The sequence below is a fragment of the Streptomyces cylindrosporus genome, assembly GCF_022698165.1.
Classification (GTDB): Bacteria; Actinomycetota; Actinomycetes; order Streptomycetales; family Streptomycetaceae; genus Streptomyces; species Streptomyces cylindrosporus.
Map to the genome: position 1 here is coordinate 19,266 of NZ_JALDAY010000001.1, position 20,658 is coordinate 39,923.

General features: G+C 73.2%; 21 protein-coding genes. 10 read left to right on the forward strand and 11 right to left on the reverse strand.

The features are described 5' to 3' along the window. Position 1: 1 nt before the first annotated feature. From MQP27_RS00085 to MQP27_RS00110, 6 genes are read right to left on the reverse strand one after another with little or no spacing between them, the layout of a single operon-like run. A complete protein-coding gene (locus MQP27_RS00085) occupies positions 2-754 on the reverse strand; it encodes a polysaccharide deacetylase family protein (protein WP_242758918.1) in 753 nt (250 codons plus the stop codon). Further along, the gene (locus MQP27_RS00090) at positions 744-2,417 is read right to left on the reverse strand and encodes a lipid II flippase MurJ (RefSeq protein WP_242758920.1); all 1,674 of its coding nucleotides are present in this window, start codon (positions 2,415-2,417) and stop codon (positions 744-746) included. The genes MQP27_RS00085 and MQP27_RS00090 overlap by 11 nt, the downstream gene beginning before the upstream one ends. Next, on the reverse strand, positions 2,414-3,769 hold the full coding sequence (locus MQP27_RS00095) for an O-antigen ligase family protein (protein WP_242758922.1): 1,356 nt from the start codon (positions 3,767-3,769) through the stop codon (positions 2,414-2,416). The genes MQP27_RS00090 and MQP27_RS00095 overlap by 4 nt, the downstream gene beginning before the upstream one ends. Positions 3,770-3,775: 6 nt before the next feature. Next, a complete protein-coding gene (locus MQP27_RS00100; RefSeq protein ID WP_242758923.1) occupies positions 3,776-5,203 on the reverse strand; it encodes an exopolysaccharide biosynthesis polyprenyl glycosylphosphotransferase in 1,428 nt (475 codons plus the stop codon). Beyond that, positions 5,200-6,375, reverse strand: coding sequence for a glycosyltransferase (locus MQP27_RS00105; protein WP_242758924.1), 1,176 nt, complete (start codon positions 6,373-6,375; stop codon positions 5,200-5,202). Before MQP27_RS00105 ends, MQP27_RS00100 begins: the two co-directional genes overlap by 4 nt. A gap of 54 nt (positions 6,376-6,429) precedes the next feature. After that, positions 6,430-7,521 carry a DUF3344 domain-containing protein gene (locus MQP27_RS00110; RefSeq protein WP_242758925.1) on the reverse strand — a complete coding sequence of 364 codons (1,092 nt, stop codon included), beginning with the start codon at positions 7,519-7,521 and terminating at the stop codon, positions 6,430-6,432. Between the two features lie 250 nt (positions 7,522-7,771). Here MQP27_RS00110 and MQP27_RS00115 point away from each other — a divergent pair, with 250 nt between their 5' ends. The 8 genes from MQP27_RS00115 (at position 7,772) to MQP27_RS00150 (ending at position 12,837) form a co-directional block, all read left to right on the forward strand. Further along, the gene (locus tag MQP27_RS00115) at positions 7,772-8,011 is read left to right on the forward strand and encodes a chaplin (RefSeq protein WP_242758926.1); all 240 of its coding nucleotides are present in this window, start codon (positions 7,772-7,774) and stop codon (positions 8,009-8,011) included. Between the two features lie 178 nt (positions 8,012-8,189). Then, positions 8,190-8,939: a hypothetical protein gene (locus MQP27_RS00120; RefSeq protein ID WP_242758927.1), complete on the forward strand. Its 750-nt coding sequence runs from the start codon at positions 8,190-8,192 to the stop codon at positions 8,937-8,939. A gap of 192 nt (positions 8,940-9,131) precedes the next feature. Next, positions 9,132-9,425 (forward strand): hypothetical protein, encoded by a 294-nt coding sequence (locus tag MQP27_RS00125; RefSeq protein WP_242758928.1) that lies wholly within the window; start codon positions 9,132-9,134, stop codon positions 9,423-9,425. Positions 9,426-9,592: 167 nt separating this feature from the next. Then, on the forward strand, positions 9,593-10,090 hold the full coding sequence (locus MQP27_RS00130; RefSeq protein ID WP_242758929.1) for a DUF5949 family protein: 498 nt from the start codon (positions 9,593-9,595) through the stop codon (positions 10,088-10,090). A 5-nt stretch (positions 10,091-10,095) separates the two neighbouring features. Beyond that, entirely contained in the window at positions 10,096-10,707 is a 612-nt protein-coding gene (locus MQP27_RS00135; protein ID WP_242758930.1) for a vitamin K epoxide reductase family protein, read from the forward strand. A 102-nt stretch (positions 10,708-10,809) separates the two neighbouring features. Next, a complete protein-coding gene (locus MQP27_RS00140) occupies positions 10,810-11,322 on the forward strand; it encodes a hypothetical protein (RefSeq protein WP_242758931.1) in 513 nt (170 codons plus the stop codon). A gap of 164 nt (positions 11,323-11,486) precedes the next feature. Further along, positions 11,487-11,987 carry a tyrosinase cofactor gene (locus MQP27_RS00145; RefSeq protein ID WP_242758932.1) on the forward strand — a complete coding sequence of 167 codons (501 nt, stop codon included), beginning with the start codon at positions 11,487-11,489 and terminating at the stop codon, positions 11,985-11,987. Continuing rightward, positions 11,971-12,837, forward strand: a complete 867-nt coding sequence (locus MQP27_RS00150; RefSeq protein WP_242758933.1) for a tyrosinase family protein — start codon at positions 11,971-11,973, stop codon at positions 12,835-12,837. Before MQP27_RS00145 ends, MQP27_RS00150 begins: the two co-directional genes overlap by 17 nt. 65 nt (positions 12,838-12,902) lie before the next feature. Here the strand turns inward: MQP27_RS00150 and MQP27_RS00155 are convergent, their stop codons facing one another. From MQP27_RS00155 to MQP27_RS00165, 3 genes are all read right to left on the reverse strand, one after another. Beyond that, positions 12,903-13,181 (reverse strand): chaplin, encoded by a 279-nt coding sequence (locus MQP27_RS00155; RefSeq protein WP_242758934.1) that lies wholly within the window; start codon positions 13,179-13,181, stop codon positions 12,903-12,905. 150 nt (positions 13,182-13,331) lie between these two features. Next, on the reverse strand, positions 13,332-14,291 hold the full coding sequence (locus MQP27_RS00160; protein WP_242761288.1) for a D-2-hydroxyacid dehydrogenase family protein: 960 nt from the start codon (positions 14,289-14,291) through the stop codon (positions 13,332-13,334). Positions 14,292-14,407: 116 nt separating this feature from the next. Beyond that, entirely contained in the window at positions 14,408-15,952 is a 1,545-nt protein-coding gene (locus MQP27_RS00165) for an MFS transporter (protein ID WP_242761290.1), read from the reverse strand. A gap of 463 nt (positions 15,953-16,415) precedes the next feature. Between MQP27_RS00165 and MQP27_RS00170 the strand changes: the two genes are divergently transcribed. Then, positions 16,416-17,423: a Ppx/GppA family phosphatase gene (locus MQP27_RS00170; RefSeq protein ID WP_242758935.1), complete on the forward strand. Its 1,008-nt coding sequence runs from the start codon at positions 16,416-16,418 to the stop codon at positions 17,421-17,423. 51 nt (positions 17,424-17,474) lie between these two features. Beyond that, positions 17,475-17,672 (forward strand): hypothetical protein, encoded by a 198-nt coding sequence (locus tag MQP27_RS00175; protein WP_242758937.1) that lies wholly within the window; start codon positions 17,475-17,477, stop codon positions 17,670-17,672. Between the two features lie 25 nt (positions 17,673-17,697). Here MQP27_RS00175 and MQP27_RS00180 read toward each other — a convergent pair whose 3' ends face one another. Together MQP27_RS00180 and MQP27_RS00185 are read right to left on the reverse strand one after the other, a co-directional pair. Beyond that, complete coding sequence (locus MQP27_RS00180) at positions 17,698-18,189, reverse strand: hypothetical protein (protein WP_242758939.1); 492 nt, start codon at positions 18,187-18,189, stop codon at positions 17,698-17,700. Further along, on the reverse strand, positions 18,186-20,624 hold the full coding sequence (locus MQP27_RS00185) for a molybdopterin oxidoreductase family protein (protein ID WP_242758941.1): 2,439 nt from the start codon (positions 20,622-20,624) through the stop codon (positions 18,186-18,188). The genes MQP27_RS00180 and MQP27_RS00185 overlap by 4 nt, the downstream gene beginning before the upstream one ends. Between the last annotated feature and the right edge of the window lie 34 nt (positions 20,625-20,658).

Consider the following 20,658-nt stretch of genomic DNA (forward strand, 5'->3'; position numbering starts at 1 on the left):
CTCAGATCCCCTCGACGGGGCGGCGGCGCAGGCGGTGCAGCCGGTGCTTGAGGAAGAGGCGTACGGCGTGGTCGTTCTGCCCGATGTGCACGCGGGGCAGGGCGTACGGGCCGCCCAGCGGGCCGGGGTCGATGGCGCAGGCGTACGTGTAGCCGGCGTCCCGGACGACGTCCACGGCCCGCCGGTCGATCGTGCCGTACGGGTAGCAGAACCCGGCGACCTGACCTCCCGTCAACTCCTCCAGCAGGGCCCGGCTTTCGTAGACCTCGGCCTCCAGCGTGGCGTCGTCCGCCTTGGTGAGGTCGACGTGGGTGAGGCCGTGCGAGCCGATCTCGATGCCCTCGGCGGCCGCGTGCCGGATGCCGTCGGCGGTCAGCAGCGGCTTGCGCGGGCCCAGCGGGTCCCAGGCGTTGCTGCCGCCGAGGCGGCCGGGCAGCACGAAGAGGGTGGCGGAGTGGCCGTGACGCCCCAGCAGCGGCAGGGCGTTGTCGACGAAGTCGGTGTACCCGTCGTCGAAGGTGAGCGCGACCAGGTCCCGCCCCTGCCCGCGGGCACGGGCGGCGAGCAGCTCGGCCATCGACACCCCCCGCAGCCCGCGCCGGCGCAGCCAGCGCAGCTGCTTCTCCAGCCGCTCGGGGGTGACCGTGATGCGGTACGGGTCGTCGGAGCAGTCCCCCACGGAGTGGTACATCGCCACCCACGGGACGGGGCCCGGGGCGAGACGTCTTCCGGTGTCTACGGAGTCAACGGCCATGCGAGAGCCTTTGTGTGACGGTGCGTACGGAACGGAGTGCGGGTGCGAAGCCTTCGGCGCGCAGAGCCACGCCGAGCAGGACGAAGACGGTGAGGACGGTGGCCGTACCGGCCGCGAGGGCGGGCAGCGGGGACTCGGTCCGCAGGGCGGTCCCGTGCGCGACGAACGCCCCGGCGACCGTCGCGACCACCGCGGCACGCACCGGCTTGGACAGCTCCGCCAGCACCCGGCGGGTGCGGATCGGGACGCTGTTCGGGCCCATGCCGGCCAGCAGCAGGGCGGCGGTGACGGTGATGCCGGTGGCGTTGGCGATCGCGATGCCGTCGACGCCCCAGGGGTGCACGGTCAGGGCGCCGATCCAGGAGGTCACGACGATGCCGGCGGCCATCGCGCCGACGGGGTACCAGGTCGGCCGGCCCGCCGAGAAGTACGACCGCACGAGCACGCCGACCAGGGTCTGGCCGAGCAGCCCGAGGGCGTACACGCGCATGACGCCGGCCGTCGCCGCGGTGTCCTTCGGGGTGAACGCGCCCCGCTGGAAGAGGAGTTCGATGATCTGAGGGGCGCAGGCGATGACCGTCGCCGCGCCCAGCAGCACGACACAGGCGGCCAGCGCGAGGTCCCGCTCCACCCGGGTGCGGGCCGTCTCCGTGTCGCCCTCTGCCAGCGCGCGCGCCACCACCGGGAAGGTGACGGTGCACAGCATCAGCGACAGGATCATCGGCATCTGGGCGACCTTCTGCGCGTAGTTCAGGTGCGAGATGGCGCCGGCCGGGAGGTGGGAGGCGAGGAACCGTTCGATGAGGACCTGGGACTGCCGGCAGAGCGCGAAGAGGAGGACGGTGGCGACGAGCGCGAAGTCCATGGGCCGCGACTCCCCGGCCTCGGGGCCGGACCCCGCCCCCTCGGTTGCCCGCCTGCGCAACTGCCGCCACAGCGACGGCAGTTGTACGGCGACCATCAGGCACCCGCCGACCGCGACGCCGGCCGCCGCCGAGCGCACGCCCCAGCGGCCGCCGAGGACGAACATCCCCGTGATGATGCCGGTGTTGTAGGCGACGTAGATCGCGGCGGGGGCGAGGAAGCGGCGATGGGCGCGGAGCGCGGCGCTGCAGTAGCCAGCCAGGCCGAAGCTGAGGACGCAGGTCGCGGTCAGGCGGGTGCAGTCGACGGCGAGCGCGGGGTCGGGCAGACCCGGGGCGAGCACCTCGACCAGCTGCGGGGCGATGCCGACGAGGAGGGCGCCGACGGCGACGAAGGCCAGCGAGAGGCGCGGCAGGGTGGCGCCGACCAGGGCGCGGACGGGGTCCCCCGGGGCACCCTGCGCGCGCCGGGCGAGTGCCAGGCTGAACGCCGGGATCAGCGCGAAGGCCAGCCCGTCCTCGATGAGCAGCGTGGCCGCGAACTCGGGCACGGTCCAGGCGACCAGAAAGGCGTCGGTGTCGCTCCCGGCCCCGAACAGCCGGGCCAGCGCCTGATCCCGCACCAGCCCGAGCAGCGCCCCGGCGACGGACAGCACGGCGGTGACGAGCGCGGCCTTGGCGAGGAAGCGCCGGGAGACGGGGGCGTGTTCACCGGCGTCCTCGGTCTGTGCCCGCGCCAAAGGCACGGTCGCCGCACCTCCGGCATCGGCCTCGGTGGTCCGTGAGGGCGTCACCGTCATCGCGTCACGGCCTTCTCGGCGAGCTCCTGGACCGGAGCCGCCGACACCCGAGTCGTCGAACCGTCGCCGCCCCCGACCAGCGCCCACCACGCCACCACCCCGAACACCACCGCCGTCAGCACCGTCGACGGCCCGCCGATGTCGGCGTAGGCGAAGTCGATCAGCTGCCAGATCAGCAGTCCGCAGGCGACCAGCGCGCAGTCCAGGCCCGCGCCCGAGCCGCCCCGCGCCCGCCACAACCCCCGCAGCCCGCACACCAGCAGGGCCAGCCAGCTCCCCGCCAGCGCGAGCAGGCCGATCAAGCCCTGCTCGGCGAGGACCAGGAGGTACATGTTGTGCGGGGACAGCAGCGGCTGCTTGCGGTATGCCGCGCCCGCGCCCTCCGTGTCGCTGCCGGAGGACAGGGCAAGGGAAGCGTGCCCGTCCCGGTAGTCCGGGAAGCCCTTCAAACCGACGCCGGTCAGCGGCTGTTCGCGCCACATGCCCACCGCCGCCGCCCACATCGTGTACCGGTCGGTCACCGACTGGTCAGGCGCGTCCGTGACCTGCGTGATGCTGTCGATCCGCTCCTGCAGCATCGCCGTACCGACCCCGAACCCCCCGACCAGCACCACCCCCGCCGCGACCGCGACCGCCGCCACCTTCAGCGCCCGCCGCAGCCCCGCGAGGACCAGCTGCACGGCACAGGTCGCGGCGGTGGCGATCCACGCCCCGCGGCTGAAGGAGAGGGCGAGGGGGAGGAGCAGGGCGAGCGCGCAGCAGGCGGCAACCGCGCGTTGCCGTACCGGAGTTCGGCCCAGTGCCAGCCCCAGCGCGCACACCAGGCCGAAGGAGACGACCGTCGCCATGCCCATCACGTCCGTCGGCCCGAAGGTGCCGACCGCCCGGATCTCCTCGCCCTGGTACGAGGCACCGGTCCCGGTGACGTACTGGTGCACGCCGATCGCGCCCTGCCACAGGGCCAGGGCCACGAAGGACCAGGCCAGGAGGCGGAAGTCGGACCGGCCGCGGACCAGGAGGAGGACGGCCGCGGGGACCAGCACGAAGATCTGGAGGTAGCGGCCCATGCCGGTGATCCCCGCGCCCGGCGAGGACGCCCCCATCGCGGCGACCGCGAGCCCCAGCACCGGCAGGCCCAGGACGGCGGCAGCCGTACGGGACAGGGGGCGCCGGCGGTCCCGTACCAGACGGATCGCGCAGTACAGCACCACCAGTGCGGACACGGCGTCGGCGGGGCCCGCGCCGCTCTCCCCGGCGGGCGAGACCGGCAGGCCGAGCAGGACCAGCACGGCGAGCACCGGGAGGACCGGGGGCCACTCGCGCGGCCGGGGCAGGGACAGTGCCTGGCTCATCGGCGGTCAGCTCCCCGTCGGACGCACGAGCGCGGCCGCGGTGCGCAGCAGGATGCAGATGTCCTGCCACAGCGACCAGTTGTCGATGTAGGCGTTGTCGAAGCGGGCCCGGTCCTCGATCGAGGTGTCGCCGCGCAGTCCGTGGATCTGGGCGAGCCCGGTGATGCCGGTCTGCATGCGGTGGCGGGCCGCGTAACCCGGGTGGGTCTGGCTGAACTTGCCGACGAAGTAAGGGCGTTCGGGCCGCGGGCCGACCAGGCTCATGTCGCCCCAGAAGACGTTCCACAGCTGGAGCAGCTCGTCGAGGGAGGTGCGGCGCAGGAAGCGGCAGAACCAGGACATGCGGTGCTCGTCGGCGACGCTCCAGCGGGTCGCCGACTCGTGCTCGTCGACCGGGCGGTGGGTGCGGAACTTCAGCAGCGTGAAGGGGCGCCCGTTCTTGCCGATGCGCTCCTGCCGGAAGACCACGCCGGGCCCGTCGGTGACCCGCAGCCACACCGCGCACACCAGCAGCACCGGGCTGACCAGCAGCAGCAGGGTGCCGGAGACGGTCACGTCCAGCAGCCGCTTGCCGAGGCTGCCGCGCCGGCGCCCGTACCCCATGTCGAGCCGCCGGCAGGCGAACCCGGCGAGCTGCTCGGGGGACGCGTACGAGGGAGAGTCCGCGTCGACCTCCCACACCGCGCATCCCGACTCGGCGAGCGCGCGCAGGAGCGGCCCCTGCTGGGTCCGTACCGACGGATGCACGGCCAGCACGTCCCGGACGCCGTTCTGGATGAGCGCCCGCTGCACCTCCTGACCGGTCGTCAGCACCGGGAGCCCGTCGGTGCCGTCGGGGTGTGCGGCCACGATGCCGACCGGGAGCACTCCGCAGCGTGGGTGGCGCAGGACGGCGGCCGCGACGCGCTGGGCGGTCGCGGCCGGGCCGACGACCAGGGCGGTGCGGGGGCGGTCGAGCAGGGCGACGCGGCGGCGCCAGTGCACCAGGCCGCGGCCCGCGCAGCCCGCCGCCGACTGGAGCAGGAAGCCCCCGACCAGCGTGCGGGCGGACAGCGCGTGGTGGGGGGCGTACGCGGCGACCAGCGCCGCCAGGGCCAGCCAGGCGACCGCGATCCGGCCGCAGACGGCGGGGAGTTCGTCGAGGACGCCGGGGGCGGGACGTGGCTGGTGCGGGCGCAGCAGCATCGTCGCGGCGACCAGGAGGGCCAGCAGCAGCGGGCGGTGCTCGGCGCCCGCGAAGGCGACGGCGCCGAGCAGCGCGGCGACGAGGTCGGCGGCGAGCAGCGGCACCGGGGAGGCGGGCCGGGCCGGCGGGCGGCGCGCGGGGAACCGGAAACCGGCGGCGGTGCCGCGCGCGGGCATGACCGAGACGGACGAGGATCCGGGATCCCGTGGCTGCCCACCGGGCGAGGGGACCGTACTTTCCGCAGTCACGAGTGGATGGACTCCCTGCACTCGGAGGGCACGGCGGGCGTCGCGGACGGGGCAGCGAGCAGATCGCGGTAGACACCCGCCACCGCCTCGGCCGCGTTGCGCACGTCGTGCGTGGACAGGACGTAACGGCGCCCCAGATGGCCGAGCGACTCGCGCAGCAGCGGATCGAGCAGCAGCCCGGCGACGGCGGAGGCGAGCGCGACGGGGTCGTCCGGGGGGACCAGGCAGCGGGGCGCGACCTCCGGCGGCAGGCTCTCCCGCGCCCCGTCCACGTCCGTCACCACCACCGGGCGCCCGCAGGCCATCGCCTCCAGGGGGGCCAGGGCCATGCCCTCCCAGCGGGAGGGGAGGACCACCAGGTCGGCGGCCTGGTACCAGGGGGCCGCGTCGGGTACCGAGCCGGCGAACACCACCGACTCCGGGGCGCGGGAACGCAGTTCGGGCAGGTCGGGGCCGTCGCCGACGAGCACCAGACGGGCGCGGGGAACACGGTCGTGCACGGCGTACCAGGCGTCCAGCAGGACGTCCTGCCCCTTCTGCCGGCACAGCCGCCCCACGCACACCACGAGCGGCGCCGCCGGATCGACGTCGGGCAGGAGCGTCGCCCGTACGGTGTCCACGGCGGCGGGGTGGAAGCGCCCGGGGTCGATGCCGTTCGGCACCACCGCCCACCGCCCGGCGATCCCGGCGCGCATGCCGGTCGCGCGCTCCGCCTCGCTCACGCACACCACCCGGGAGGCCCAACGCGCCCCCCAGCGCTCCCACTTCAGCGCCATGGCCGCCATGCCCCCGTCGACCGCCTCGAACGACCAGGCGTGCGGCTGGAACACCGTGGGGATCCGGCCGCGCACCGCGAGCCGCCCGGCGAGCCCGGCCTTGGCGCTGTGCGCGTGCACCAGATCGGGCCGCACCTCGTCGACCAGACGGGTGAGCCGGAGTACCTCTCGAACGAGTGTCGGGCCCGGCGAACGGGTCGCCCGCCAGTGCCGTACGTCGGCGCCCAGCGACCGCAGTCCGGCCGCGAGCCGGCTCTCCGGGCAGGCCACCGTGACATGCAGGCCGGCCGCGAGCTGGGCCCGCGCCAGGTCCGTCACGACACGGGCGACCCCGCCGTCCACCGGCTGGGTGACGTGCAGGACCCGGGGCCGGGGGCCGGGTGGTGACTGGTGCATTGCGCGGTTTCCTCGCTCACGGGTGACGCTCGGGACGGCCGGCGGGAACGCGCCTCACTGCTGTGCGTCGACGGCGATGAAGAGCGCCCCGGCCCACGCCGCGTCCCGCTGGGAAACGAGCCGGACGGCCAGCTGGTCACCACCGCGTCCCAGAGCCCCGCCCAGATCGAACACATCGGAGTCGTAGCCGAGCGTGTTCGAGTACGACGGTTCACGGCGCGCCGGAGTCGCGCCGGGCTCGGTGATCGTGGAGTTCAGCACGTCGGCGCGGGGGTTGGCGGCGTCGGTCAGCGCGGTCGCGGCCCGGCCGCCGGCCGACACGGTGAGCGAGTCGCCGCCGCGGCCGCGGTCGCCGTCGTAGGCCACCAGGCCCACCCGGCCGCCGCCGCCCTTGGGGACGCGCACTCCGCGCAGCCGCAGTTCCCGGCCGGACTTCAGGGTGTCGAAGCCGTCCCAGAGGGCCAGCCGGCGCAGGGGCTCGGCGGGGTTCTCGTACGCCACCACCAGCGTCCAGCCGCCCCACGCCCCGGCCTCGGACCGGCCCATCGCCACATTGACCTGGGCCACCGTGTACAGGCCCGAACGGCTCTGCCGGACCAGTTCGGTGACGTCCGCCGAGGCCTGGAAGGCGTCCATGCCCTGTGCCACCCGGTGGCCGACCGGCGAGTCCGCGAGCACCTCCTTGTACTCGCCGCCGGGCTCCGCGATCAGCACCCGCCCGTCGTCCTTCGGCGGCTTCTGCTCGCCCACCCGCAGGTTCCCGCCCCAGTACAGGCGCGCGTACGTCACCTGCGCGCCCTCGGGGAGCCGGAGTTCGGCGCGGGAGGAGTTGTAGGTGTTGGGGTCGCGGTCGACGTCGACGTAGAACATGTCGAAGTCGCCATTGGCCGCGGACGCGCCCTCGCGGGCGGAGAGGCAGGAGGGTGCGGCCGTCCGGGTGGCGGTCGTACGGCAGCTGATGGCCGAGTTGGCCGCGCGGACGATCCCGCCGTGCTGCAACGCGTGATAGCGCTCGGCGAACGGCAGGCGCTCCGCCTCGGGGGAGGGGGCGGCCGGGGCGGCCGCACAGACCGGAGCGCACAGCACTCCCAGGGCCAGCACGCCCGCCGTCGCACCGCGCAACAGCGGACCCAGGGAAATGCGCATGACCGGCCTTGCCCTTTCGGAGGTAATCCATGAATGCGATTGGCTGGCTATAGGGGTGGGTCGGGAGGTGCGCAACTCTAGCCGCTATCCGTATTAATCAGTGGAAATCGGGCAAGTGTGTCGGAATGGTGAAGCTCGGCATGTCGCGGGATCACTCCATTGGCGGCACAACCCGCGGGGGCGTCACGCGTTGACACAGCGCCGGGCGTCCGCCCGGATGTTTGTGTCAACCCCCAAGGAGCACCTCTCCATGTCGCGTATCGCGAAGGGCCTGGTCCTTACCTCCGCTGCCGTCGTGGCCGTCGCCGGCGGTGCCGGTATCGCCTCCGCCGACGCCGACGCCCACGGCGCCGCCGCCCACTCCCCGGGCGTGCTGTCGGGCAACGTCGTCCAGGTTCCGGTCCACGTGCCGGTCAACGTCTGCGGCAACACCGTCAACGTGATCGGTCTGCTGAACCCCGCGTTCGGCAACGAGTGCGCCAACGACTGACGTCGGCTGACGCGGGCGCCTTCGCGCGCCACCCCTTTGCCGGCCGCCCTCCCGTGGTTCCTTCCGCGGGAGGGCGGCCGGTTCGCGTTGCCCCGAATGGGGGTCGCTCGGTTGCAGGGCGCGGTGGGCGCTTTCACGGTGGCAACAAGGCCCCCTCGCACCACCGAAAGGAACACCCATGCGTGCTCTGCCCGCACGGCGTATCGCGTCCACCGCCCTCTGCGCCACCCTCCTCGTCGGGATCACCGCACCGGCCGCCGTCGCGGTCGACCGTGCCTCGGTCGCGGAGCAGCGCGTCAAGGCCGCGGCGCCCGTCCCCGGCGCGGACGCGCTCCTCGCCCAGGTGAAGAGCCTCGGCGACCTCGGCACCGTCCTCACCCCGGTCACCGACCTGCTCAACGCCGTGCTCAAGGCGGACAACGGCCAGCTCCCGGCCGCCGACGCGGACTCGCTGGGCAAGGCCGTCACCGACGCCATCGCCAAGGTCACCGCCGCGGCCCCGGCGGCCGCCGCGGCGCCGGCCACCCCGGCGACCCCCGCGCTGCCCAGCACCCCCGCGCTGCCCAGCACCCCCGCCCTGCCCAGTACGCCGGCCCTGCCGAGCACACCCACGCTGCCGTCCCTCAGCCGCAGCGGTGACGACGCCAAGGCGCCGGCCGCCGACCTCAAGGGCGACGCGCTGGCCGCACTCCAGAAGGCCGTCGACACGCTGCTGAAGGCGGTCACCTCCGGCGACGTCGCCCAGGTCGTCCCGGCCGTCACCGGTGTGCTCACGGGCCTGGTCAACGTCCTCGCCGCGACCCTCCTCGGCGGCGGCCTGCCCGCCCCGAGCCTGGCTGGCCTGCCCGCCCTGCCGAGCCTGCCGGTGTCGACCCCGTCGCTCCCGGTCGCCACCCCCTCGCTTCCGGTCTCCCTGCCCACCGGATGACGTAAAAGCGGAATGTCGTACGGCCGTCGGGCCGATCCTTTCCGGGTCGGCCCGACGGCCTTTGCGGTACGGCGTTCATTCGGGTGGCCGCAGAAAATTTCTGCGCGCCGGGGTTTCCGCTCCGTCGGTGAATCGTTGGGCACGTCGTCAGAATTCGCTGTGGTGACCTGAGTTGCCGAAGAAAGGAACGCGATGAAGTCCCTGAAGGCTGCCGCCGTCGTTGCCGGTACCGTTGCCCTCGCCGGCGCCGCCGCGCCCGCGTTCGCGTACAACGCCTCCGACGTGACGCCCACCAGCCTCAACGGCGCCGTCAACACCCTCACCAGTGGGCACCTGGACCCGGTCGACAGCGCCATGCCGCTGCAGCACCAGTCGAACGCGCTCGACACCGAGAACAAGGACTCCCTGCTCAGCACCGTCAAGGGCGCGACGGCCGCGTTGAACAACAACGGCGGGCTGCTCGGCGGGCTTCCGCTGCAGCACTGAACTCCCGCTGCGCGCAAGGCCGGTACGGGGCCGATTCCATACGTCGGGAATCGGCCCTCCGTGTTGTTCGAGGCCCGTCCCTCGTTCGTGTGGACAGGGCGGGGGCTGTCGCCCGGTCGGGTGAGAACGCGGCCGGCCGCCTTCCGGGGCGTCGATAAGGTCGCGCGGTGACCTCAACCTCAAGCGAAACCCGCCCCTTCAACGCCGCCGACCTGGGCACTCTCGTCGTGATGGCGTGGAGTGGCGAGGCGCCCGACGGCGACATGCCCTACCTCCTCGCCTACCCCCTCGGCGACGCCCCCGACGGCCCCGAGGCCGCGACGGCCGCCGTCACCGAACTGCTCACGAGCAGCGGTCTGCCCATCGGCGGCGAACTCGTCGACGCCGCCGCCAGGCCGAGCCTGCCGGTGAGCATGCTCGTCGAGGCCGGCCAGGCCGTCGTCACCCTGCCGGGCTGCAACGCCCAGTGCACCCCGCCGCCGGAGTGGCTCGCCGCGGTCGGCGAACGCGGCTACGCCTACCTGGTGTTCACCACCCGCCCCTGGCCCGACGCCGAGCCGGGCAAGCCCGTCGACCCGGAGGAGTTCGCCGCCTTCGCGGGCGCCGAGGAGACCCTCACCGCCGCCGCGCACGTCGTCCTGCCGGCGCGGAAACTGCGCGGCTGACGGTCGTGACCGCGGGAACCCGCACGGGGGAGAGGGCCCGCACTGGTGGCGCCGGTGCCGGGTTCGCCCTGCTGCTGGTGATCACGGGCGCGGCCGGACTGCTGGCCTCCTGGGTCATCACCCTCGACAAGTTCAAGCTGCTCGAGGACCCGGACTTCACCCCGGGCTGCAGCCTCAACCCCGTCGTGTCCTGCGGCAGCGTGATGAAGAGCGACCAGGCCTCGGCCTTCGGGTTCCCCAACCCCATGCTGGGCCTGGTCGCCTACGCCGTCGTGATCTGCGTCGGCGTGAGCCTGCTGGCCGGCGCCGTGTTCCCCGGCTGGTACTGGGTGGCCTTCGACGCCGGGTGCCTGTTCGGCGTCGGGTTCGTGACCTGGCTCCAGTTCCAGTCGCTGTACCGGATCAACGCGCTGTGCCTGTGGTGCTGTCTGGCCTGGGTCGCCACCATCCTCCTTTTCTGGTACGTGACGTCATATGCCCTGCGGCGTCAATTCCTGCCCGCGCCGGGCTGGTTGAGGGAATTCCTCGATGAATTCACCTGGGTGCTCCCGCTGTTGCACATCGGGGTCGTCGGAATGCTGGTCCTGACCCGTTGGTGGGACTTCTGGACAAGCTGACAACTGCTGCACCCGGGGGAATCTTGAACTGATGGCGTCGGCAGCCTCGTTACTCGGTACGCACGCAGAGCCCGCCGAATCGCGAAAGGGACCGTACCCCTGATGAAGTCGACCACCCGAGGAACCATCGCCGCCGTCATCACGGGCGTCGCGGCCGCCATGGGCGCCGCCGCGACCCCCGCCGCAGCGGTCGGCACGGTCCCCGTCCCCGTGCCGCTGGAGGGCGCCGAGCAGTCCCTCGGCATGGAACTGCCCAAGCTCGGCGGGGAGATCCCGCTGCCGACGCCGGGCAAGCCCGACGGGCCCCGGTACGTCGAGGGCCGCCTCATCCCGGAGCACGTCCTGCCGCAGCTGCCGGTCACCGGCGGGCTGCCCGGCGCGGGCCTGCGCGCCCCCCTGCCGCACGTCCTCGGCGACCAGTTCGACCACGTCGGTGTCGCCACCCCCGCCTCCGACCTGCGCACCCTCGCCCCCGGCCTCAACCTGGACGCGCCCCTGAGCCCGCCCAGCCCCGCCACCGGCCTGCCCGAGCCGAAGCTCCCCGAGGTGGGCGTCCTCGCGCCGGTCCTCCAGACGGTCCCGGGGGCCAACCTGGGCCTGGGCCCCGGCCTGTAGGCGTCGTATCGCCCAGAGCACCCGGCGGGTCCGGGCCGCACCACGGTCCGGGCCCGCTTTCCCGTCCCCGGCCGGACCCCTCTTGGCGGACCGACGGTGACCGTGCGGGCCCGTGGCCGGTTAGCGCTGCTGAGGATCGAACCGAAGCGCACGAGGAGCTAGCCATGGTTGTCAGCGCAGGCGGAGTGCCGGTGGGTGCGGAGCACGGGACGACGAGACCGGGGACACGACGGGACGTGCTGCGCGGGCTGCTCGCGCCCGCCGTCGTGGTGGCTCTGGCCCCGGTGGTGGCCGCCTCCCGGCCCTCGCCCCCCGAGCCGCGCCCCGGCGAGGAGGCGGCGTTCGACGAGACGTACCGCGGCCGCCACATCCAGGGATTCAGGACGGTGGTCACCGACGACGGACACGCCTTCGACGGCGAGCAGTGGCAGGTCACCGTCGACGGACGCCCGCTGCACCTGATGCGCCGCGCCGACGGCAGCTGGCTCAGCATGGTCGACCACTACCGCTCGTATCCGACGCCCCTGGACGCGGCGCGCGCGGCCGTCGACGAGATGGGGCCCGGGGAGCAGCTGCGCGACATGGCGCCGGGGCCGATGAGCGGCGAGCGGATGGACATGGGGGGACACATCCACATGGGGGGCGACCATGGCGTACACGCGTAAGGACGTCAGCACGCTCACGAGCGCCGAGAAGCGGCGGTTCGTGAAGGCGATGCTGGAGGTCAAACGGCGGGGGGAGTACGACGAGTTCGTGCGGACGCACATCGAGTACTACACGTCGGACGGCGAGGACGGCCTGCGTACGGCGCACATGGCACCCTCCTTCCTGCCCTGGCACCGGCGCTTCCTGCTGGAGCTGGAGAAGGCGCTGCGCCGGGTCGACTCGTCGGTGACCGTGCCGTACTGGGACTGGACCCGGGAGCGTTCCAAGACGGCCGTGCCGTGGACCAAGGACCTGCTCGGCGGCAACGGGCGGCCCTCGGACCACCAGGTGACGACCGGGCCGTTCGCCTACGCGCACGGCAACTGGACCATCAAGGAGGGCGTCACCGACGGGGAGTTCCTCACCCGGGACCTCGGGCGCGCCCGCGACCCGATCGCACTGCCGACGAAGGACGAGCTGGAATCTGCGCTCGCCGAGCCGGTCTACGACACCGCGCCCTGGGACTCCACGGTCACCAAGGGGTTCCGCAACAGGCTGGAGGGGTGGGGGACCGGGCGGGGCAGCGCCGCCTGGCGCAACCACAACCGCGTGCACCGCTGGGTCGGCGGCGCCATGCTCGGCGGCGCCTCGGTCAACGACCCGGTGTTCTGGATGCACCACGCCTTCATCGACCTGCAGTGGTACCGCTGGCAGCGACGGCACCGCGGCGCCCGCTACCTGCCGGCCGACCCGCCCGGCGCCGGCGACGAGCAGCACGAGCGGATCGTCGCCCGGCACCAGAAGATGCCGCCGTGGGACGTGACCCCGGACTCGCTGGAGGACGTGAGCCGGATCTACCGGTACGCCTGAACCCGCCGGTACGGGAAGAGCCCCGGCGCTCGAGGTGCCGGGGCTCTTTCGCGGGTGGGGTGGGGTCAGCCGCCGTACCCGTAGCCACCGTGCTTGTCGTGGTCGCTGACGTTGGCGCAGTGGTTGCCGAACGCCGGGTTGAGCAGGCCGATCACGCTGACGGTGTTCCCGCAGACGTTGACGGGGATGTGGATCGGGACCTGGACGACGTTGCCCGACAGCACGCCGGGCGAGCCGACGGCCTCGCCCTGGGCGCCCGCGTCGGCCATGGCCAGGCCGGCGCCGCTGACGATCACGGCACCGGTGCCGAGCGCGACGGCGGCCACCTTCGCGATGCGAGACATCACGTTCTCCTTCTGACTCGGGGAGTGCGCCGGCACCACTCGCCGCCGCACTCCCCCTTCAACGCGCCGCCTGACGCGTGGTCACGCCGTTCATCGGTGCATCACCCTTTTTGAACCGCCTTTTGAACCACCGGGGCCCGTCCGGTCGTGTCAGCCGAGCCGCCGGACGGGTGTCCCGTCGAGGAACGCGCGGATGTCCTCCACCGCCTGTCCGTAGTACGTCTCGTAGTTCGCCCGGGAGACATAGCCCAGGTGGGGCGTGGCGAGCAGCCGGGGCGCGGTGCGCATGGGGTGGTCGGCGGGGAGGGGCTCGACGTCGAACACGTCGACGGCCGCGCCGGCGATACGGCCCTCGTGCAGGGCGGCGAGCAGGGCGTCCTGGTCGACGATCGCGGCGCGAGAGGTGTTGACGAGGTGGGCGGTGGGCTTGAGCAGCGCGAGCTCGGCGGGCCCGATCAGACCGCGCGTACGGTCGCTGAGCGCCAGGTGGATCGAGACGAAGTCACTGCCCGCCAGCAACTCCTCCTTGGAGGCGGCGAGTCGGACGCCCACCTCGTCGGCGTACTCCTTGGTCAGGTTCTGGCTCCAGGCGCTGACCTGCATGCCGAAGGCGAGGCCGACGTGCGCGACCCGGCTGCCGATCTTGCCGAGGCCGAGGATGCCGAGGTGGCGGCCGTGCAGGTCGGCGCCGACCGTCTGCTGCCAGGGGCCGCCGGAGCGCAGGGCGTCGTTCTCGGTGACCAGGCCGCGGGCGAGGCCCAGGAGCAGCGCCCAGGTCAGCTCGACGGGCGGGGTCGAGGTGCTCGCCGTGCCGCACACGGTGACGCCGTGCGCCTCGGCGGCGGCGTAGTCGATGACGGTGTTGCGCATGCCGGAGGCGACGAGGAGCTTCAGGCGGGGCAGCCGGGCGAAGAGGGAGGCGGGGAAGGGGACGCGCTCGCGCAGGGTGACGACGATGTCGAAGTCGGCGAGGGCGGCGGCCAGTTCGTCCTCGGTGCCGAAGTGCTCCGCGAAGGACACGGTCTCGACCTCGCCGGCCACGGGTGACCAGTCGGCGACCTCCGTCGCCACCTGCTGGAAGTCGTCGAGCACAGCACAGCGCAGCCGCACGGCGGGTCCCTTCTTCGAGGAGTTGGGGCAGATCATCCATGGTGGCGTACGGGGTGTACGACAGCGACGGCGCGGTCCTCGGGGGAGCGCGCCGCCGCTGTCGTACCGGGGAGTGGCTAGCCCTTCGTCAGGCCGGCCGGGGTCTCCTCGCGGTGGGGTTCGCCGCCGGTCACCCGTGTGGTCGGGCGGCGTGGGGTGCGCAGCAGGGCCGCGGCGACGAGGGCGGCGACCAGGGCGAGGGTGCCGGAGACCAGGAGGCACAGGTGGAGGCCGTCGAGGAAGGCCTCGCCGAGGGCGCCGAGGGCGCGGCCCTGTTCCGGGCCGAGGTCGAGGCCGGCCGCGGCGCCGAGGCCGCCGTGGTCCACCGCCGAGGTGACGGCGTCGGCCGTCGCCTGCTTGAGGCCGGCGTCGGCGAGGTGGCCGGGGAGCGCGTCGGTGGCCTTCGTGGTGAGGAGGGTGCCGAGGACGGCCGGGCCGAGGGCGCCGCCGACCTGGCGGAAGGCGTTGTTGCCGGCGGCGGCCATGCCGGCCAGGTGGTGCGGCACCGAGGCGACCGCGGTGGCCGTCATCGGCGTGATGACGAAGCCGAGGCCGAGACCGAGGAGGGCCAGCCGCCAGGCCAGGGAGGCGAAGGAGGTGTCGGCGCCGATGCCGGTGAGCGAGAAGAGGGCGCCGGCGGTGACGAGCAGACCGCCGGTGATCATGAAGCGGGGCGCGACGCGGTGCATCAGGCGTCCGGCGACCGGGCCCACCACCAGGCACACCGCGGTGACCATCAGCAGCCGGTAGCCGGCCTCCAGGGTGTCCAGCCGCTGGACCATGCCGAAGTAGAGGCTCAGGACGAAGAAGAAGCCGATCAGCCCGAGGAAGGTGATCATCGCGACCAGGGTGGTGGCGGTGAAGCCGGGGCTGCGGAAGAGGGACAGGTCCAGCATCGGGCTGGTGCTGCGGCGCTCGACGAGGACGAAGGCGACGCCGGCGGCGGCCGCGGTGAACAGGGCGACGAGCACCTTGACGTCGGTGAAGGACTCGGCGCCGCCCTCGATGACGCCGTAGACGAGGGCGGTGACGGCGAGCGCGGCGGTGAGCTGGCCGGGCCAGTCGAGGCGGCGGGAGGCGGCGCCGGGGGCGCGGGACTCGGTCAGCGTCCGGGCGGCGACCGCCATCGCGGCGAGCGACACGGGCACGGCGGGCAGGAAGACCCAGCGCCAGGCGAAGTGGTCGAGGAGCACGCCGGCCATGAGCGGGCCGAGGGCGAGGGCGAGCATCAGGGCGGACGCCCACAGGCCGACGAACTTGGCGCGCTCGCGGTGGTCCGGGACGACGTGGCTGATCAGGGCGAGGGTGGTGGGCAGCAGGGCGGCGGCGCCGAGCCCGGCGAAGGCCTGCCCGATCCAGAGGACCTGGACGGACTGGGCGCACAGGGCGATGGTCGCGCCGACGGCGGCGCTGGCCAGCCCCGCCTGGAACACCTTCTTCCGCCCGTGGACGTCACCGAAGACGCCGGCGGTGAGGATCAGGGCGGCCATCGGCAGGACGAACGCGTCGGACACCCAGGACAGTTGGGAGGTCGAGGCGTGCAGGGCCTGCTGGACGGCGGGCAGGCTGACCGAGACGGTGGTCACCGGCAGATAGGCGACGAAGACACCGACGCAGGCCATGACGAGCGTCGCCGCCCGCCGCTCGACGGGCGGCGACACCGAGGTCGTGACGTTCACTGAACTCTCCCTTGCGGTGCCGGGCACCGGGGACGGTTGATACGTCCGACACTTTCGGCTGGATCGGCGGGGGGATGCGGGCCAGGGGGCTCCAGGGTGGGGGAATCCGATGCGGGGAGTGGGGGTGGCGGGAGGAATCCGACATCAGGGGGCGGGATGGGCGATCGGAATCCGAGACCGTACGGAGGAGGCCTTTGAACGCCGCCTTGTGTTCAGCCGGTGATGTCGACGCCGCATCCGTGGCCGGGCTCGCCGGAGCCCCGTAGAAGATGAAGTCGTACGGCAGACCGGCGCCGGTGTGGTACGTCACCGCCGTGCGGCTCCTGTCGCCGATCTGCCCTCCCCTGACCTCGCCCGTCGTCCGCCCGCGGTGACTGACCGCGATCGGCCGGGGTACTCCGGTGCCATGCGCATCAGCGTGGTGGACGTGGGCTCGAACACGGTGCGGCTGGTGGTGGCGGACGCCGAGGACGGTGTGCCGTTGCCCGTGCACACCGCCAAGTGGAAGCTGCGCCTGTCCGAACAGGTCGGGCCCGGCGGCCGGATCCCCGAGGAGGCCGTGGAGCGACTCGTCGAGGCGGTCTCGGCGGCGGCCAGGACCGCACAACAGTGGGGCGCGGCGGGACCGTTGGCCTTCGCGACGGCGATCGTACGCAACGCCCCCGACCGGCTGGAGGTGCTGCGCGCCATCCGCACACGGACGGGTGTACGGATCTGCACCCTGCCCGGCGAGGTGGAGGCCGAGCTCACGTTCCTGGGGGCCCGGAGGTGGATGGGCTGGCAGGCCGGCCCCCTCGCGCTGTTCGACATCGGCGGCGGCTCCCTGGAGGTGGCGTTCGGGCGCGGTCGGCTGCCGGACTTCATGGCCTCGCTGCCGCTCGGCGCCAACCGGCTCACCCGGGAGTTCTTCGACGGCCAGGACCCGCCGCCCCTGCGGAGCGTGAAGAGGCTGCGGCGCAAGGTGCGGCACGAGTTGCGCGACGTCGCGGCGCGGATCCGCTGGGAGAGGCCCCGTACGACCGCCGCGACCTCCCGCACCTTCCAGCAGCTCGCCCGGCTGTGCGGCGCCGCCCCCGGCCGTGAAGGCCCCTTCGTCTCGCGCCACTTGGCGCGCGCGGACCTGCGGGACTGTCTCGGCAGGCTCGCCGTCCTGTCCGCCGCCGAGCGGGCGAACCTGCCGGGCATCTCGGCTCCGCGGGCCGCCCAGAGCCTGGCAGGCGCCGTAGTGGCTCATACGGCCATGAAGCTGACCGGCGTCGAGGCGGTGACCATCTGCCCCTGGGCCATCCGCGAGGGCGTGCTGCTGCGGCACATCGAGGAGGGCCCGGGCTGGTGGTCCGGCCTCACGGAACTCAGCGACGAGAGCGGCCCTGTGGGGGCGGTTCCGCTGCGGGTCGCGACACCGGCGGACTGACCGTGCGCGATGACAAGGGACAAGACGACAAGAGGAAGAGAAGGGGTTGGAATGTCTCACGACCAGGACAAGCCGCGGGGGAAGGACAGGAAGCTGGGGGACGGGCTCGCGGAGCTCCTCGGTGACCCGGAGGAGACCGGGTGGCGCAGGGCGCGGGAGGAGGATCGCGGCGCCGGCGATGGGGAGGGGGAGGCCGGCGACGCGATCAGCCCCAATGAGGGGGCGCAGGAGGACGCGCGGGACGAGTAGCGACGCGTCGTGGCGACTGGTCCGGTCAGGAGCCGGTCAGGAGCTGCGGGGAGAGGTTCTTGATCATGGTGTTGGCCCAGCGGGCCTGCCGGAGGGTCTGCGGGTGGCAGGACGAGGCGAGCTCCAGGAGACGGGTGTCCTTGGTCGCCTGCGCGGCCTGGGCGAGCATCTCCCAGTAGAGGGAGTTTCCGGCCGCCGCCAGGTAGAGGTCGCGCAGGTCGTGCAGGAGCAGCAGGCCGGGCTCGGGGCGGCGGCCGAGCATGTCGGCCGTTTTCTCGCGCAGGCTCGTCATCAGGCCGTACACGGGGTGATCGGGTGGGCCGGACAGGTCGAGGCCGTAGGCGGGGGCGGTGTCGGCGAGCAGCGTGCCGTGTTCGTGGGACCAGTGGGCGAGATCGGTGGCGACGTGATGGATCTCGTGCTCCGCGTGGTGGCGTTCGGCGGCGTTCAGCAGCTGCCTCTCCAGGGTGTGCTCGCCGTGGTGCAGGGTCCGCAGGGTCAGGGCGACGCCGTTCATGATCCGCTCCCGGGGGTGGGTGCGGGCGCGGAGGCCGTGACGGTCGGGGCCGGTGCGGGTGTGCCGTCGCCGCGTTCGAGCAGACGTACTTGAGCGGCGGCGGTCTTGAAGACGGGCTGTTTGGAGACCGGGTCCCAGTCGGTGATCGTGGTCTCGTTGGCCGCGCGCCCGGCCGTGCCGTCCGGCGGCCGGTGGCCCTCGGGGGTGTCCCAGTAGCCGTAGTGGAAGGGCAGGAACACCATGCCGTCCCTGATGGCGGTGACGCGCACGCGCGCGCGGACCGCACCGCGGGGCGTGGTGACCTCGACCAGGTCGCCTTCCGCCAACTCCCTCGCGGTGGCCTCCGTGGCTGAGATCTCGGCCCACAACTCGGGGGCGGCGGCGTCCAGTCGGGGGACGCGGCCGGTCTTGGTGCGGGTGTGGAAGTGGTAGAGCGTGCGTCCGGTGGTGAGCTGGAGCGGGAACCGGGGCGTGGTGTCCTCGTGCGGCGGCAGGTATTCGGCGGCCTTGACGATCGCCTTGCCGTCCGGGTTGAGGGACCGGTACTCCACGGGCTCGACGGACGCGCCGGTGACCAGGTCCTTGCCGTACTCCTCGCACAGGTCCGGGTGGGCCCAGGTGATGCCGTCGGTGTAGAGGCGTTCGGTGCCATCGGGGGCCTCTTCGGTGCACGGCCACTGGATGCCGGAGCCTTCCCGGAGCCGGTCGTAGCTCAGGCCGGTGTAGTCGCACGGCCGCCCGGCGCTGCACAACTTCCATGCCTCGAAGGCGGATTCGGCGTCCTTCCAGCTGACCAACAGGCCTCCGTCCTTGTCCCGGAAGTCCATACGGGCCGCGTAGTCGAGGAAGATGTCGAGGTCGGGCCGGGCCTCGCCGGGCGGTTCGACGGCCTTGTCGCACAGGTGGACGGTGCGGTCCGCGTTGGTGAGGGTGCCGGTCTTCTCGCCCCAGGTGGCGGCGGGCAGCACGAGGTCGGCCAGTTGCGCGGTCTCGGTCAGGAACAGGTCCTGGACGACGGTGAACAGGCGGTCCTGTCGCAGGACCGAGCGGATGCGGGAGAGCTCGGGCAGGGACACGGCGGGATTGGTGCCGGTGATCCACAGCATGCGGATCGTGCCCTGCTCGGCGTAGCGGAACATCTGCATCGCGTGCGAGGGCGGGGTGTGGTGCGGGATGGTCTGCGGGGTGACGTTCCAGATCCGGGCGAGGTCGGCGACGTGCTCGTCGTTCTGCCAGTTCCGGAAGCCCGGCAGGTCGCCGTTGGCGCCGCACTCGCGGGTGTTCTGGGCGCTGGGCTGGCCGTTCATCTGCAGCACGCCGGCGCCCGGTCGGCCGAGCATGCCGCGGACCAGGTGCAGGTTGTTGACCTGCACGGCGGCGGCGGTGGCCTGGTGGGACTGGTACACGCCCTGCAGGACGGTGGACAGCAACCGCTCGGCGCCGCCGAGGAGTTCGGCCGCCTCCTCGATCGCGGTGGCGGGTACGTCGCAGATACGGGCGGCCCAGCGCGGGGTGCACCCCTCCACTCGGGCGGCGAGTTCGTCGTAACCGACGGTGTGGGCCCGGACGTAGTCGTGGTCGACGCGGTCGGTGCGGATGATCTCGTGCAGCAGGGCGTTGAGGAGGGCGACGTTCGTTCCCGCCCGCGGCGCCAGGTGCACGGCGGCGCGGCGGGCCGCCGGGGTGGGCCGGGGGTCCACGCAGACCAGCCGCGGCGGGGCGGCGCCTTCGAGGCGGTCGAGGACCCGCATCCACAGCACGGGCTGGGTCTCGGCCATGTTGTGCCCGAACAGGGCGATCACATCGGCGTGGTCGACGTCCGTGTACGAGCCGGGCTGTCCGTCACAGCCGAACGACTCCTTCAGCGCCTCCGCGGCCGTGGACGTGCACAGCCGGGTGTTGCCGTCCAGGTGGGCGGTGCCGATCCCGGCGCGGGCGACGACGGAGAGGGTGTAGTACTCCTCCAGGAACAGCTGCCCGGTGGTGTAGAACCCGATCGAACCCGGCCCCCGCTCCTCCAGCAGCCGCTTCGAGCGGTCCACCAGCCGGCCCATGGCGTGCTCCCAGTCGCACTCCACCAGCCGCCCGCCCTCGCGCACGAGCGGCCGGGTCAGCCGGTCCGCCGAGCCGCCCGCCTGCCACCCGAAGAGATCCTTCGGCCCCAGCCGCCCCCGGTTCACCCGGTCCACGGCCCGCCCGCGCACGCCGACCATACGGCCGTCGCGGACCGCGATGTCCATCGCGTCGCCGTTGGAGTGCAGCAGCGACGCGGCGGGCACCCACCGTTCGACCTCTTCCTCGGTCACCCCCGGGTACAGCTGGACGTCCGTGCGTACGGGCCACTCCGCGCCCGACGCATAAGGCGTACGTACGCCCCAGGGCTCCGCGATCCGATCCACCGATGCCGGGCTGTCGCCGCCCGCGAACGCGTTCACACGCGCCGGGTTCCCAGGCCGGGGAGGCCGAAGC